The organism is Halomonas sp. RT37 (genome assembly GCF_040070525.1).
Lineage (GTDB): Bacteria > Pseudomonadota > Gammaproteobacteria > Pseudomonadales > Halomonadaceae > Halomonas > Halomonas litopenaei.
Genome location: NZ_CP098827.1, coordinates 561,476 through 575,888 on the forward strand (window position 1 = coordinate 561,476; position 14,413 = coordinate 575,888).

12 protein-coding genes are annotated in these 14,413 nt (G+C 65.9%); 9 read left to right on the top strand and 3 right to left on the bottom strand.

Annotated elements, in window-relative coordinates; translation table 11 throughout:
* Window positions 1–40 precede the first annotated feature (40 nt).
* The 8 genes from trmD to recJ all read left to right on the top strand — a co-directional run bounded on the left by trmD (window position 41) and on the right by recJ (window position 8,691).
* Window positions 41–847, top strand: a complete 807-nt coding sequence (gene trmD, locus NFG58_RS02575; RefSeq protein ID WP_108131204.1) for a tRNA (guanosine(37)-N1)-methyltransferase TrmD — start codon at window positions 41–43, stop codon at window positions 845–847.
* Between the two features lie 110 nt (window positions 848–957).
* Window positions 958–1,314 (top strand): 50S ribosomal protein L19, encoded by a 357-nt coding sequence (gene rplS, locus NFG58_RS02580; RefSeq protein WP_045991330.1) that lies wholly within the window; start codon window positions 958–960, stop codon window positions 1,312–1,314.
* Window positions 1,315–1,468: 154 nt separating this feature from the next.
* Window positions 1,469–2,365: a site-specific tyrosine recombinase XerD gene (gene xerD, locus NFG58_RS02585; RefSeq protein WP_240184197.1), complete on the top strand. Its 897-nt coding sequence runs from the start codon at window positions 1,469–1,471 to the stop codon at window positions 2,363–2,365.
* 3 nt (window positions 2,366–2,368) lie between these two features.
* A complete protein-coding gene (locus NFG58_RS02590) occupies window positions 2,369–3,106 on the top strand; it encodes a DsbC family protein (RefSeq protein ID WP_045991329.1) in 738 nt (245 codons plus the stop codon).
* Between the two features lie 104 nt (window positions 3,107–3,210).
* Window positions 3,211–4,527, top strand: coding sequence for a homoserine dehydrogenase (locus NFG58_RS02595; RefSeq protein ID WP_045991328.1), 1,317 nt, complete (start codon window positions 3,211–3,213; stop codon window positions 4,525–4,527).
* A 91-nt stretch (window positions 4,528–4,618) separates the two neighbouring features.
* Window positions 4,619–6,010, top strand: a complete 1,392-nt coding sequence (gene thrC, locus NFG58_RS02600; RefSeq protein ID WP_045991327.1) for a threonine synthase — start codon at window positions 4,619–4,621, stop codon at window positions 6,008–6,010.
* Between the two features lie 120 nt (window positions 6,011–6,130).
* A complete protein-coding gene (locus tag NFG58_RS02605) occupies window positions 6,131–6,748 on the top strand; it encodes a glutathione S-transferase (RefSeq protein WP_045991326.1) in 618 nt (205 codons plus the stop codon).
* A 131-nt stretch (window positions 6,749–6,879) separates the two neighbouring features.
* The gene (gene recJ, locus NFG58_RS02610; RefSeq protein WP_348827543.1) at window positions 6,880–8,691 is read left to right on the top strand and encodes a single-stranded-DNA-specific exonuclease RecJ; all 1,812 of its coding nucleotides are present in this window, start codon (window positions 6,880–6,882) and stop codon (window positions 8,689–8,691) included.
* Window positions 8,692–8,772: 81 nt separating this feature from the next.
* On the opposite strand, the gene NFG58_RS02615 is transcribed toward recJ, so the two are convergent.
* The 3 genes from NFG58_RS02615 to NFG58_RS02625 all read right to left on the bottom strand — a co-directional run bounded on the left by NFG58_RS02615 (window position 8,773) and on the right by NFG58_RS02625 (window position 12,496).
* On the bottom strand, window positions 8,773–9,228 hold the full coding sequence (locus NFG58_RS02615; RefSeq protein WP_348827544.1) for a VOC family protein: 456 nt from the start codon (window positions 9,226–9,228) through the stop codon (window positions 8,773–8,775).
* Window positions 9,229–9,323: 95 nt separating this feature from the next.
* Window positions 9,324–12,050 carry a heavy metal translocating P-type ATPase gene (locus NFG58_RS02620; RefSeq protein WP_348827545.1) on the bottom strand — a complete coding sequence of 909 codons (2,727 nt, stop codon included), beginning with the start codon at window positions 12,048–12,050 and terminating at the stop codon, window positions 9,324–9,326.
* Complete coding sequence (locus tag NFG58_RS02625) at window positions 12,047–12,496, bottom strand: MerR family transcriptional regulator (RefSeq protein WP_108448495.1); 450 nt, start codon at window positions 12,494–12,496, stop codon at window positions 12,047–12,049. The genes NFG58_RS02620 and NFG58_RS02625 overlap by 4 nt, the downstream gene beginning before the upstream one ends.
* A gap of 394 nt (window positions 12,497–12,890) precedes the next feature.
* On the opposite strand from NFG58_RS02625, the gene NFG58_RS02630 reads away from it, so the two are divergent.
* Window positions 12,891–14,219 carry an outer membrane protein transport protein gene (locus tag NFG58_RS02630; RefSeq protein ID WP_308812410.1) on the top strand — a complete coding sequence of 443 codons (1,329 nt, stop codon included), beginning with the start codon at window positions 12,891–12,893 and terminating at the stop codon, window positions 14,217–14,219.
* Window positions 14,220–14,413: the final 194 nt, after the last annotated feature.

Sequence of the window (14,413 nt, forward strand, 5' to 3'; positions counted from 1 at the left end):
GCAGTGCGTTCGAAAACCGCGTCGACAGGAGATCGATAACGTGTGGATAGGGGTGGTGTCACTGTTTCCGGAAATGTTCGAGGCGATTACTCGCCACGGCGTGACCGGCAGGGCCGTCGACAAGGGCCAGGTGACGCTGGAGTTCTGGAACCCCCGGGACTACGCCACCGACCGCCATCGCACCGTGGATGATCGCCCCTATGGCGGTGGTCCCGGCATGCTGATGAAGGTCGACACCCTGAGAAGTGCCATCCACGACGCCCGCAGCCGAGCCCAGGCGGCCACCGGCGAGCGTCCCAAGGTGATCTACCTGTCGCCCCAGGGGCGCAGACTGGATCAGCAGGGCGCGCGGGAACTGGCGTCCGGACCGCCCCTGGTGGTGGTGGCGGGGCGTTACGAAGGCATCGATGAACGCGTGGTCGAAGCGGACATCGATGAGGAGTGGTCGATCGGCGACTATGTCCTGAGCGGGGGAGAGCTGCCCGCCATGGTGCTGATCGATACGGCGGCAAGGCTGGTGCCCGGTGTACTGGGGCATCAGGATTCCGCGGTCGAGGACTCCTTCAACGACGGTCTGCTGGACTGTCCGCACTATACGCGCCCGGAGGAAATCGACGGTCGCAAGGTGCCGGACGTACTGCTCAGCGGTCACCACGGACAGATCCGTCAGTGGCGGATGAAACAGTCCCTGGGGCGTACCTGGCAACGGCGGCCCGACCTGCTCGAGGGCAGGCAGCTGTCGAAGGAGCAGAAGCGGCTGTTGAACGAGTTCATCGACGAACACGCCGACAAGGCGGAGGTGCAGGACGAACGTCGGGATTCCGACGAGGCGGCCAGTCGCCGCTGACGGACCTGCGTCATCAATGACCCGCGCGCTCGAGCTTCGAGGGCCGGGATCACGATCCATCGGCACCCACGACCGATCGATGGATCACAACGATTTCAGGAGTGAGTCAAATGAGCAGCAAGAACAAGGTGATCCAGGCGCTCGAAGCCGAGCAGATGAGCAAGCAGGTGCCGGACTTTGCACCGGGCGACACCATCGTCGTTCAGGTCAAGGTCAAGGAAGGCAACCGCGAGCGTCTCCAGGCCTTCGAAGGCGTGGTCATCGGCAAGCGTAACCGCGGTCTGAACTCCGCTTTCACCGTGCGCAAGATCTCCCACGGCGTCGGCGTCGAGCGTACCTTCCAGACCTACAGCCCGCTGGTCGACTCCATCAGCGTCAAGCGTCGCGGTGACGTGCGCCAGGCCAAGCTGTACTACCTCCGTGAGCGTAGCGGCAAGTCTGCGCGCATCAAGGAAAAGCTGGCCTAAGACGCGTAAGCGTCTGCCAGTCCGAGGGAGGCCCCGCCTCCCTCGCCCGACACCCCGTCACCACCTTCGTGGGGCGGGGTGTCGGTGCATTGGGGGCCTTCTCGTGCTTCACCAGTGCCCTCGATGGCCAGCCCCACAGCCCAGGAGGTGTTGCTTGAGCGCCGGCGATCGTCAGACAATCGACCGCTTCCTCGACCAGCTATGGCTCGAGCAGGGCGTCAGCGACCATACCCTGAGCGCCTATCGCCACGATCTGGAGGCCTGGGCCAAGTGGCTTGCTGATCAGTCGTGCGTGTTGCTCACGCCGGGTGAGCGGACCTTGCCGGACTGGCTGGACTCGCGTCGCGAGCAGGGCTACAAGCTCACCAGCAATGCCCGGCTGCTGTCGAGTCTCAGGCGCTTCTACCGCTGGGCCCTGGCCGAAGGGATGATCGAAGCGGATCCGCTGGCCCGGGTGCGCCTGCCGCGGGTGCGGCCATCGTTGCCGGACACCCTGGACGAGGACGAGGTCGAGCGCCTGCTGAATGCGCCGGACCTGTCCACCGCCCTGGGACTGCGCGATCGCGCCATGCTCGAGGTGCTGTACGGCGCAGGGCTTCGCGTCAGCGAACTGGTCGGTCTGACCACCGATGCGGTCAATCTGCGCCAGGGCGTGGTGCGGGTGCGCGGCAAGGGGCAGAAGGACCGTCTGGTGCCGCTGGGCGAGGAAGCCGGCCACTGGCTCGAGCGCTACCTGCGCCAGGGGCGTAGCGAGCTGATGAGCGATATCCAGCGTCCGGCGCTGTTCCCCGGACGGGGCGACGGCGCCATGACCCGCCAGACCTTCTGGCACCGAATCAAGCACTACGCCAGTGTGGCACGCATCGATCGTCCACTGTCGCCACACACCCTGAGGCACGCCTTTGCCACCCATCTGTTGAATCATGGGGCCAATCTGCGTGTCGTACAGATGCTGCTGGGGCACTCGGACCTGTCGACGACCCAGATCTACACCCATGTGGCGCAGGCGCGACTGGAAGCCCTGCACGCCGACCATCATCCTCGAGGCTGACCCATGAAACGCCCTCTGTTCGTGCTTTCCCTGCCCGCTCTGCTCACCGCTGCCCTGTGGACCAGCGGTGCGCTGGCGGCCCCTCCCGCCGCGCTCAATGAGCTTGAGGTGAACGGCCAGAAGATGCCGGTGAGTCAGGTGCTGGATACCCCCATGGACGGCATCTACGAGGTGCGTCTGGAGACCGGGGAGTCCTTTTACACCAACGAGAGCGGCAGCCACTTCCTGGTGGGGGATCTGTACCAGAACGCCGAGGACGGCCTGGTCAACCTGTCCGAGCAGAGCCGCAACGCCAGCCGCGCCAGCCGCGTGGCGGCCATCGACGAGTCCGAGCAGATCGTCTATCGCGGGGTCGATGAGCCCAAGGCCACCATCCACGTCTTCACCGATACCACCTGTCCTTATTGCCGCAAGTTGCACGAGGAAGTGCCGCGCCTCAACGAGCTGGGCATCCAGGTCAACTACCTGGCCTTCCCGCGTGGCGGCATGCAGAGCGAAGGCGCCCGCCAGCTCGAACAGGTGTGGTGCGCCGACAATACCAGCGAGGCGATGACCGCCGCCAAGAGTGGAGAGGTTCCGAGCGGCGCCACAAGCTGCGACAATCCGGTGGAGCGGCAGTATCATCTGGGGCTGGAGCTGGGCGTGCAGGGCACGCCGGCGATCATCCTGCCCGACGGCACCATGGTCCCGGGCTATGTGCCCGCCGAACGGCTGGCCGAACGCCTCGGTATCGACGGCTAAGCCCGTCCGACAACACAATCGAGAAGGCCCGAGCCAGACTCGGGCCTCGCCAAATCGCTGACACAGCCGTCGCTTGCGGCGACGGTCGAGAAGGGAGAATGACATTGAAACCGGTGAGAGTGGGAATCTGTGGGCTGGGTACCGTCGGTGGCGGCACCTTCAATGTACTGACGCGCAACGCCGACGAGATCGCTCGGCGTGCCGGTCGCCCGCTGGTGATCGAGCAGGTCGCCCATCGCAGCATCAATCCCGCCTGTGACCTTACCGGTATTCGTACCACCAAGGACGTCTTCGAGGTGGCGACCAACCCCGATATCGACGTGGTGGTGGAGCTGATCGGCGGCTACGACGTGGCCCGCGAGCTGGTGATGATGGCCATCGAGAATGGCAAGCACGTGGTCACCGCCAACAAGGCGCTGATCGCGGTGCACGGCAACGAGATCTTCAAGGCGGCCCATGAAAAGGGCGTGATCGTGGCCTTCGAGGCCGCCGTGGCCGGCGGTATCCCGGTAATCAAGTCGCTGCGCGAGGGCCTGGGTGCCAACCGCATCAGCTGGGTGGCGGGTATCATCAACGGTACCGGCAACTACATCCTGACCCATATGCGCGACGAGGGCCGGGCGTTCGAGGACGTGCTCGCCGAGGCCCAGGCGCTGGGCTACGCCGAGGCCGATCCGACCTTCGACGTGGAAGGCATCGACGCCGCCCACAAGCTGACCATCCTGGCGTCCATCGCCTACGGTGTGCCGCTGCAGTTCGAGAAGGCCTACACCGAGGGTATCTCTCGGGTCACCGCCGAGGACGTCGAGCAGGCCGACAACCTGGGCTACATCATCAAGCACCTGGGCATCTCCAAGCGCACCGGTGACGGCCTCGAACTGCGCGTCCATCCGACGCTGATTCCCAAGGAGCGGCTCCTGGCCAGCGTCCACGGGGTCAAGAACGCCATCGCCGTGATGGGTGACGCCGTCGGTCCGACCCTCTACTACGGTGCCGGCGCCGGTGACGAGCCCACCGCCTCGGCGGTGGTCGCCGACCTGCTCGACGTGGCCCGCGACATCTCCACCGAGCACCGCTATCGCACGCCTTATCTGGCCTTCTGCGGCGTCACCGATGACTGTGACGAGCTGCCGATCATGCCCATGGAAGACATCACCACGGCCTACTACCTGCGCCTGCTGGCGGTGGACCGCCCCGGCGTGCTGGCGCGGGTGGCGACGATCCTCTCCGAGGAGGGTATCTCCATCGAGGCGCTGATCCAGAAGGAGGCCACCGAGGGCGAACTGGTGCCGATCATCCTGCTGACCCACCGTACCCTCGAGAAGCACATGAACGAGGCCATTCGCCGCATCGAGTCTCTGGCCGACATCGCCGGCTCGGTGACCCGCATTCGCGTCGAGAGCCTCGACGAGCAGGACTGATGATGCCTGCGGGAGCGGGCCCAGGCTCGCTTTCGCGGGCGCTTCGCTGGAATCTCAGGCCGCGCCCCGGGCGGCGGCAAGGAATCACAAGATGCGCTATATCAGCACCCGCGGGCAGGCGCCCGCGCTGTCCTTCGAAGAAGTCGTCCTTACCGGCATGGCCGCCGACGGTGGCCTCTACGTTCCCGAGGACTTCCCTCACCTGAGCGCCGACGACCTGGCCGACATGGCCGGGCTGTCCTACGCCGAGATCGCCTTTCGGGTGATGAAGCCCTTCGTCGGCGGCGAGATCGACGACGACACCTTCCGTGGCCTGGTCAAGGACGCCTACGCGACCTTCAGCCACGACGCCGTGGTGCCGCTCAATCAGCTCGACGCCAACCACTTCCTGCTCGAGCTGTTCCACGGTCCGACCCTGGCGTTCAAGGACGTGGCCCTGCAGCTGCTCGGACGTATCCTCGATCACTTCCTCAAGAAGCGTGGCGAGCGCGCGGTGATCATGGGTGCCACGTCCGGCGACACCGGCTCGGCGGCGATCGAGGGCTGTCGTCACTGTGACAACCTCGACATCTTTATCCTGCACCCCCACAACCGGGTGTCCGAGGTACAGCGCCGGCAGATGACCACGGTGCTGGCCGACAACGTCTTCAACGTCGCCATCGAAGGCAACTTCGACGACGCCCAGGCCATGGTCAAGGCCAGCTTCGCCGACCAGAGCTTCCTCGACGGGGCTCGGCTGGTGGCGGTGAATTCGATCAACTGGGCGCGGATCATGGCCCAGGTGGTCTACTACGTAGCCTCTGCCGTGGCGGTGGGCGCGCCCCAGCGTCAGGTCAGCTTCTGCGTGCCCTCGGCCAACTTCGGCAACGTCTTCGCCGGCTACGTGGCCTACCGCATGGGGCTGCCGGTGAAGCAGTTCATCGTCGCCACCAACGCCAACGACATCCTCCATCGCACCCTGGCCGACAACGACTTCTCCAAGCAGGAGCTGCTGGCCACCCTGGCGCCGTCCATGGACATCGTGGTGTCGTCCAACTTCGAGCGTCTGCTGTTCGAGGCCTACGACCGCGACGGCGGCGCCGTGGACGAGCTGCTCGGGCGCTTCCAGAACGAGCCGACGGTGCTGGCCGAAGCCCCGCTGGGCCGGCTGCGCGAGGTCTTCTCGAGCCACAGCGTGGATGACGACACCATCCTCGAGGTGATCCGCGAGGCCCACCACCGCACCCAGGAGATCCTCGATCCCCACACCGCGACCGGCTATCGTGCCGCCGAGCGCGAGCGCAGGGACGCCTCTACGCCGATGATCACCCTGGCCACCGCCCACCCGGCCAAGTTTGCCGAGGCAGTGGTCAAGGCCGGCTTCCCGGGTGTGCCGCTACCGCCACATATGGACGATCTGCTCGAGCGCGAGGAACGCTACGAGGTGCTGCCGGCTAGACTCGAAGCGGTACAGGCCTTCGTCGCCGAACATCGTCGTCGCTGAGGCCTTCGGCATGGGGCCGAGCGCCTTGCGGCGTTCGGCTCGGTTTTGTGCCAATCGGTTCTTATCCATCGGTTTTTGCCAAGGGTGCCCGCTGCCGGGCATCCCGACAGGGAGACTTCCATGAAGCTGTGGGGACGCAACAATTCGGTCAACGTCAAGAAGCCCGTCTGGTGTGCCATCGAGCTGGGGATCGACCTCGAACGGGTCGATCTGGGAGGGCCCTTCGGTGGGCTCGATACGCCGGAATTCCTGGCCAAGAATCCCAACGGCCTGATTCCCTGTCTCGAGGACGGCGACCTGGTGCTGTGGGAATCCCACACCATCGTCCGCTATCTGGCCGATGTGCACGGTGACGGTCGGCTCGCGACCGACTCTGCCGGCGCCAGGGCGCGCTGCAGCATGTGGATGGACTGGGCGCTTGGCAGTCTGGCGGGCCCCTATCGGGATCTGATCATGAACCTGGTGCGCGGCACCCCCGAGACCCGCGACGATGCGGCCATCGAGCGTGGCCTGGCCGGGTTCGAGAAGAGCCTGCGTATCGCCGACGGTGCGCTGGCCCGCCAGCCCTGGCTGTCCGGCGAGGAATTCGGCATCGGTGATATTCCGCTGGGGGCCTACGTCTACCTGTGGTTCGCCCTGGATATCGAGCGCCCGAGCCTGCCGAACCTCGAGGCCTGGTACGAGAAGCTGACCCAGCGCAGCGCCTATCGCGAACACGTGATGCTGCCGATCAGTTAAGTCGATCCAGCTGCGTTGGACGCGCCGGTATCGCGTCGGCGCAGGTGGCGGTCAGCACGCCATCTGCGCCGACCTTCTCGGTTCCCGACACCCTCCTGCGCCAGCCTCGCTTCAACCTTCCAGAGAATCCGATGTCCCACTCTTCTCCGGCAAATACCGGCTCGAGCGAGCATGCCGAGCCGCGTCCGCGTATCGAACCGCGTCCTCGCAACGAAAGGCTGTATCGGCAGGGACTCGAGGCCGGGCTGTCGGAGCTTCAGGCCCGGCTGCTGGCCGGACGCCTGCCCGACTACCAGGGCGAACTCGGCCCGCTGGTCGACCCGAGTCTACGTCATCTGGTCCATCCCGAGCGTCTGGCCGATGCGCCGAGAGCGGCCGAGCGCATCGCCCAGGCGGTGGCCGAGGGCGAGCACATCGGCATCCTCACCGATTACGACGTGGACGGCATCACCTCCCACGTGGTGATCCGGCGCACCCTGAACGAACTGTTCGGGGTGCCAGAGTCACGTCTGCACAGTCTGATCGGTCACCGTATTCATGACGGCTATGGCATCAGTCTGCCGCTGGTGGAACGCACCCTGAAGCTGACGCCGCGGCCCAGCCTGGTGATTACCGCCGACTGCGGCAGCAGCGACGAGGCGCGTATCGCCAGGCTCAAGGCGGCGGGAATCGACGTGGTGGTCAGCGATCACCACGCTCTGCCCCAGGAAGGGCCGCCGCCCTCGGCCTATGCCACGGTCAATCCGACCCGAGCCGACTGCGACTACCCGGACGCCACCATCGCCGGCTGCATGGTGGCCTGGCTGTTGATGTCGCTGACCCGCCAGGTACTGATCGAACAGGCGGTACTGTCGCCGTCCACGCCCAAGCTCTCGCCCTGGCTGTCCTACGTGGCGCTGGGCACCGTGGCCGACTGTGTGTCGCTGGGTGGCAGCGCCATCAACCGGGCGGTGGTGCGCCACGGTCTTGCGCTGATCAATCGCATGGGCGAGCCCTGCTGGCGGGTAATGGCGGAGCGCCTGGGCGCCGACAGCGTGCCCTTCGACGCCGAGACCCTGGGCTTCCAGATGGGGCCGAGAATCAACGCCCGTTCGCGCCTCGACGATCCCTACGCGGCGCTTCACTTCATGCTCGCCGGGGATGACGGGGTGGCGCGGCGTCACCTGGAGACCCTGGACGCCGACAACCAGTCACGCAAGGCCATCGAAGCCGACATGGTCGCCGAGGCCAGGCTGCTGGCCCGCCGGGCGCTGGACGCCGACGAGCCGGTGGTCATCGTCTATCTGGAGAGCGGCCATCCGGGGGTTCAGGGCATCGTCGCCTCACGCCTGGTGCAGGCCTACGGGCGGCCGACCCTGGTGCTGACCCCCGCCGCCGAGGCCGGCATGCTGACCGGCTCCGGACGCTCGGTGGAGGCGCTGCACCTGCGCGATGCTCTGCAGCGCGCCCACGACCTGGCCCCCGAGGCGCTTACGCGTTTCGGCGGCCACCGGGGCGCCGCCGGCGTCGGCGTGGTACAGGAACGTCTCGACGACTTCCGCCAGGCGCTGATCACCGCGGTCAGCGAACAGCTCGGCGATCTGGAACTGGTGCCCAGGCTCTACACCGACGGTGAACTCGGCGAGCATCAGCTAAGCCTCGAGACCCTGGCCGAGATCGAGGGCCTTGGCCCCTTCGGCCGCGAGTTCGAGGCGCCGCTGTTCGAGGGGCGCTTTCTGGTGGAGCGGCTCAAGCCGGTGGGTGACGGCAGTCACCTGACCCTGGAGCTGTCCTGTCGCGGACTGACCCTGAAGGCCATCTGGTTTCGCTGCCTGACCCCGGGCCAGTTGCCGGACTTCGACGTGGGCGCCACCCTCCACTGCGCCTACAAGCTCAATCGCAACCGCTTCCGCGGACGCGAGTCACTGCAGCTGATGGTGGAGCACGCAGAGCCCGTTGAATAAGCCGGTCGACTAGGCCCGTCGAATAAGCCGGTCGACTGACGTGCCCGATCGAGTCGCCCCGCGACAGTGTCGATGCTGTTATCAATAGTTCGGCCAGATGCCCGGGGTGGCGAGTTCCAGCAGATGCCCGTCGGGGTCGCGGAAGTACAGGCTCTCGCCGCCCTTGGGCCAGTGGGTACGACCCTCGATCTGGACCCCGTGGGCGTCGAGGCGCGTCTCCCAGGCACCGAGCTCCTCGCGGTCGATGGCCAGCGCCATATGCACCCAGCCGCGGCCGTCGTGGGGCGGGATGGTGCCCATGTCATCCGGCAGCACCACCGTCTCCAGGGTCTCGCCCTCGAGAAACAGCAGCAGCACCGAAGGGCCGACCTGGTAGGCGGTGAAGCGATGGTCGGCGTTGAAGGGGGCAAGCCCCATCACCTCCTCGAAGAAGGCTCGCGCCCGCGCCATGTCGGCCACGTACAGGGCGGTTTCCAGCACCGACCTGAGGCGGGGGCTGGGGCTCGAATCCAGGTCACTCACGGAAGGCTTGCTCATGGGGCGCTCCTTGGCGTGGCGGTCTCTTCAGGATAGCCAGAACCACCACACAATCAGGCCGATCAATCCCAGTCCCGTCAGGGTCACCACGATGCTCATGACAGCACCTCCTGCGATGGCGGGGTGTCGGGGTGTGACGCTCGCGCGTTCTGGGGGCGCAGGCGCTTGAGTCGCAGCCGGTTGGCGTTGGCCACTACGGTGATCGACGAGGCCGACATGGCGGCGCCAGCGATCATCGGTGACAGCAGGGTGCCGGTGAGCGGGTAGAAAAGGCCGGCCGCGATGGGGATGCACAATGCGTTGTAGCCCAGTGCGCCCCACAGATTCTGGCGGATATTGGCCAGGGTCGCCTGGCTGATCTCGATGGCGGCGGCGACGCCGTGAAGCGATGAGCGCATCAGCGTCACCCCGGCGCTTTCGATGGCCACGTCGGTGCCCTGGCCGATGGCGAAGCCGACGTCGGCCCGGGCCAGGGCGGGGGCGTCGTTGATGCCGTCGCCCACCATGCCGACGACTTCGCCCTCGGCCTGAAGACGCTCGATCTCGGCGTGCTTGTCCTCCGGCGACAGTTCGGCGTGGACCTCATCGATGCCGACCTCTTCCCCAATCGCGCGGGCGGTGGCGCTATTGTCACCGGTCAGCATCACCACCTTGAGGCCATCGGCCCGCAGTCGCGCCACCGCGTCGAGGCTGTCCTCGCGCAACGGATCCTCGATGGCGAAGCCCGCCGTCAGGACGCCGTCCAGCGACAGATAGACCAGGGTGCGGGCCTGGGCCTGCCAGTCGTCGAGCTCATGGTCAGCGAGTGTGACGCCTTCCTCCTGCATCATCGCCGCATTGCCGATGGCCAGGCGTCGTCCCTCGGCGTCCCGGGCACGCACGCCGCGTCCGGTCAGGCTTTCGAAGGCCTCGATGGTGCTGTTGGCGAAAGAAGAGGCACTAGCGGTGCTGCCGCCAGATTCGTCGCTGGGGTTGGTGTCGGCGGCGGCATGGTCATGGCCATGGTCGTGTGCATAGCGGCCCAGGGCCTCGGCCAGGGGGTGTTCGGAACGGGCCTCGATGGCCGCGACCAGACCCAGCAGCCGGGTGCGGTCGTCGCTGGCTTCGCCAGCGAACCAGCGGCAGTCGGTGACCCTGGGGCGACCTTCGGTCAGGGTGCCGGTCTTGTCCACCACCAGGGTGGTCAGTCGACTGGCGGTCTGCAGCGCTTCGCCGGAGCGTATCAGCACGCCGTGCTCGGCGGCCTTGCCCACCCCGATCATGGTCGACAACGGGGTGGCCAGGCCCAGTGCGCAGGGGCAGGCGATGATCAGTACCGTGGTGGCGGTGACCAGCATATGGATGACCCGCGGCTCGGGGCCGAAGTGGTACCAGGCTAGGGCGGTGAGCACGGCGATGATCATCACGCTGGGCACGAACACCGCCGAGACGCGATCGGCCAGGTTGCCGATGGGTGGCTTGGAGCCCTGGGCGTTGGCCACCTGTTCGGTGATACGCCCCAGTCGGGTATCGGCACCGACGCGGGTCGCGCGGAACACCAACGACCCCCGGCCGTTGACCGTGCCGGCGCTGACCTCGTCGCCCGGGCCTCGGGCCACCGGCGCGGGCTCACCCGAGAGCATCGATTCGTCGATATGGCTGTCGCCTTCGACCACCTCACCGTCCACGGGCAGGCGCTCGCCGGGCCGCACCCGGATCAGATCGCCCTGGCGAACCTCGTCGATGGGCAGGTCCAGCTCGCCCTCTTCACGCACCACTCGAGCGCTCTGGCTCTGCAGGTCGAGCAGGCGATGCAGGGCGTCCGAGGTCCTGCCCTGGGCACGCAGTTCCAGCGCCTTGCCCAGCAACACCAGGCCGATGATCATGCTCGAGGCCTCGAAGTAGAGCCCTCGGGCGGCCTGTGGCAACCAAGGGGCAGCCACCACCACCGCCATGGAGTAGAGCCAGGCGGTGCCGGTGCCCAGTGCGATCAGGGTATCCATGTTGGCCCGGTGGTGACGCAGCGCTTTCCAGGCGCCGACGAAGAAGGCGCGTCCCGGGAACGCCAGCACGGCCAGCGTCGCCAGGCCCACCAGCCCCCAGCCAAGGCGGGCAAGACCCGTCGGCTCAGGGTGATGGATCAGCATCATCACCATCAGCGGAACCGCCAGCGCCAGCGAGGCCAGGCTGCCCTTGAGCTTGCGCCGGTATTCGCGCTGGTTGCGTTCGGCACGCTGGCGTTCGGCCTGGCGCAGGTCGACGATGGGTTCGGCGCCGTAGCCCACGGATTCCACCGCTTGAACCAGCGCCTCGGCGTCAACGTCGCCGTGGATCCGCGCGGTATGGGAGGCGAAGTTGACCTCGGCGCGCTCGACCCCTGAGGTGGCGGCCAGCGCCTTCTGCACACTGGCCACGCAGCCGGCGCAGGTCATGCCCTGGATCGCCAGACGCTGGGAAGGCGCTGAGGGCTCTTCTTGCAGTGACGCTGAGGGCTCTTCCTGAAGCGACGGCGCCTCGGCGGGTGCTTGTGGCGTGGTCGTGCTGTCGCTGGCTATCTGCTCGTCGGTGCCGCTTGCCTCGGCGGGCGCTAGCGGTGTGGGCGCGCTGTCGGCGGTTATCTGCTCGTCGCTGCCGCTTGCCTCGGCGGGGTAGCCGGCTTGCGACAGCAGGGCGGCTAATTCGTCGGCGCCGAGGCATGAGGCAACCGACAGCGTGCCGCTCCCGGGGTCGCCTTCGACCTGGGCTTCGGCGTCGTGCTCCTGGATGGCCCGGCGCATGCGCCCGACGCAGCCCTGGCAGGACATTCCGGTTACCTGAAACTGGTGCTCCTCGAGGCGATTCATGACGACTCCCGCTGTCTGGCCGTGGCGGTTTCCGGTACGGACGCCGTCGGCACGCTTTCGATCAGGCGGCACAGGCTGTGTCCGTCCGGGACGCCGTCGGGCAGGTGTTGCCAGCTCTGCATGGCGTCTTCCATGCGCGCTGCCAGGGCCTCGAGCTCGGCGATGCGCCTGCGGATCTTCGGCAGCCGTTCGGCCAGCAGGTCGCGCACCATGGGGCAGGGTGAATCCCCCTGATCGGCGTGGGACAGGATGTCGCGAATCTCGGCCAGGCTGAATCCCAGGGTTCGGGCGCGCTGGATAAAGTCCAGACGCTCGCGATCGCGGTCGCCATAGAGGTGATAGCCGTTGTCAGGGTCTCGATCGGGCGCCAGCAGGCCCTCGCGGGTGTAGTGGCGCACCGTCTCGGCGGTCACGCCGGTGATTCTTGCCAGTTCACTGACCTTCATGTGCACTCCTGGGCGCCCATCGGCGCTGCGCATGGGAGAACGATGGGGATAGTGTAAAACCTGTGTGTTGCACAAAGGTCAAGGGCGCCTGAAGTATGCAGGAAGCGTTTTGTTTAGCTTGTCTAAGTCTTTGAAATGAATGAATTGGCAAATGTTCTTTGACCAAAGTATGAGTAATTTGGCCATTAAAACGAACGTTTGGCCTTGAACTCTTTGGCGCCTTCGCAAACACTGCGAGCAGGCCCGTCGACAGGGCCAAGCAATTCAGGTCAAACAGATTACAAAGAGTGCTCGAAAGGAACTGCGCCCGGACAAGTGTGCGGACGCAACTGCACAATAACCACTACGCCATAACAAGTACGCCGACACGCTTGCTGATAATAAGGACGCCGACATGATGCACAACAACTTCAAGCCTTTGACCCTGGCGGTTGCCGTGGCCACCGCTGCTCTTTCCGGCCAGGCGATGGCCGGCGCCTTTCAGCTCAACGAGCAGGGCGTAAGTGGCCAGGGCACCTCCAACGCGGGCCGTGCCTCCACCGTGACCGACGCCACCATCGTGTTCGGCAACCCGGCCGGCATGTCGTTTCTCGATCGTGCCCAGGTCACCGCCGGTACCGCCTTCCTGACCGTGGACACCGACATCAAGAATGCCGACGGCAGCGCCACGGGCTCCAACGAAGGCGATATGGTGCCGGACACCTTTATTCCCTTCGGCTTCTACGTCCAGCCGATCAACGACAACCTGCACTTTGGCCTCGGTGTCTACGCGCCCTTCGGTCTGATCACCGACTACGAAGGCCAGTTCCAGGGCCGTTTCTTCGGCGATCGCAGCAAGGTCGAGGTGGTCACCGTTCAGCCGACCATCTCGGTGAAGTTCAGCGAGCAGTTCTCGGCCGGCTTTGGCCTGACCTACAACCAGATCGATGGTGAGCTGACTGCCAATACTCAGGGAGGCCCGGTGGGCTTCTTTGACCAAACCGGTGCCTTCACTCCTACCGGAGTCGCAGGCGAAGGGGATGTGGACATCGAGGGTGACGATAACGCCTGGGGCTTTACCTTCGGCGCCATGTACAAGCCCTGGGAGCACACCACCTTCGGTTTCGCCTACCACTCTGAGGTGGAGTATGACCTCGAAGGCAAGGCGCGCTTTACCAATGTACGTGGACAGGGTGACCCGACGGTCGTTGCTGGTATCGGCCCCGTAGTCCCTGTAGGCACTGCGAGCCAGCAAGTCGACGCCGATCTGTCGATCACCCTGCCCGAGGTGTGGGACTTCTCGGTAACCCACGAGCTCAATGATCGCTGGACGGTGATGGCCGGCGCCGCCATGACCAACTGGAGCGAGTTCGATGAGCTGCGTGTCGAGAACGATGTTCGCGAGATCGTCGAGGCCCAGAACTATGAGGACAGCTGGCAGTACTCCATCGGTACCGCCTATCAGCTCAACCCCCAGTGGGTGCTGCGTACTGGCCTCGCCTACGACGAGACCCCGATCAAGGACGAGTACCGCAGCGTGCGTGTGCCGTCTGATGATCGCATCATCTTCTCGCTGGGTGCCGGCTGGACCCCGACCCCGGATCTGACCGTGGACGTGGCCTACTCCTATATCCACGAATCCGACGCCGAGCTGTCCCAGGAAGAGGAAAATCGCGGCACCTACGAGGCGGACTTCGAAAACACCGCCCAGGCCTTCGGTGCCCAGCTGACCTATCGCTTCTGACCTATCGCTTCTGACCGGCCACCACCTCGGTCCAGGCGACCGATATTGGCTTCCGCTAGAACATAGTCAGACCCTGCGCAGCGCCCCCTCCCAGGAGGGGGCGCTGTCGTTCGTGGAAGCCAGCCATGCCAAGAGAAGATATCAGCGTTGCAAGTGGAGGCCTTTCTGGAAGGGCAGGGGGTAACAACAGCGAT

Coding starts and splice junctions, on each gene's coding strand:
- rplS (WP_045991330.1), top strand. CDS start 958: ATGAGCAGCAAGAACAAGGTGATCCAGGCGCTCGAAGCCGAGCAGATG.
- NFG58_RS02590 (WP_045991329.1), top strand. CDS start 2,369: ATGAAACGCCCTCTGTTCGTGCTTTCCCTGCCCGCTCTGCTCACCGCT.
- thrC (WP_045991327.1), top strand. CDS start 4,619: ATGCGCTATATCAGCACCCGCGGGCAGGCGCCCGCGCTGTCCTTCGAA.
- NFG58_RS02605 (WP_045991326.1), top strand. CDS start 6,131: ATGAAGCTGTGGGGACGCAACAATTCGGTCAACGTCAAGAAGCCCGTC.
- recJ (WP_348827543.1), top strand. CDS start 6,880: ATGTCCCACTCTTCTCCGGCAAATACCGGCTCGAGCGAGCATGCCGAG.
- NFG58_RS02615 (WP_348827544.1), bottom strand. CDS start 9,228: ATGAGCAAGCCTTCCGTGAGTGACCTGGATTCGAGCCCCAGCCCCCGC.
- NFG58_RS02620 (WP_348827545.1), bottom strand. CDS start 12,050: ATGAATCGCCTCGAGGAGCACCAGTTTCAGGTAACCGGAATGTCCTGC.
- NFG58_RS02625 (WP_108448495.1), bottom strand. CDS start 12,496: ATGAAGGTCAGTGAACTGGCAAGAATCACCGGCGTGACCGCCGAGACG.
- NFG58_RS02630 (WP_308812410.1), top strand. CDS start 12,891: ATGATGCACAACAACTTCAAGCCTTTGACCCTGGCGGTTGCCGTGGCC.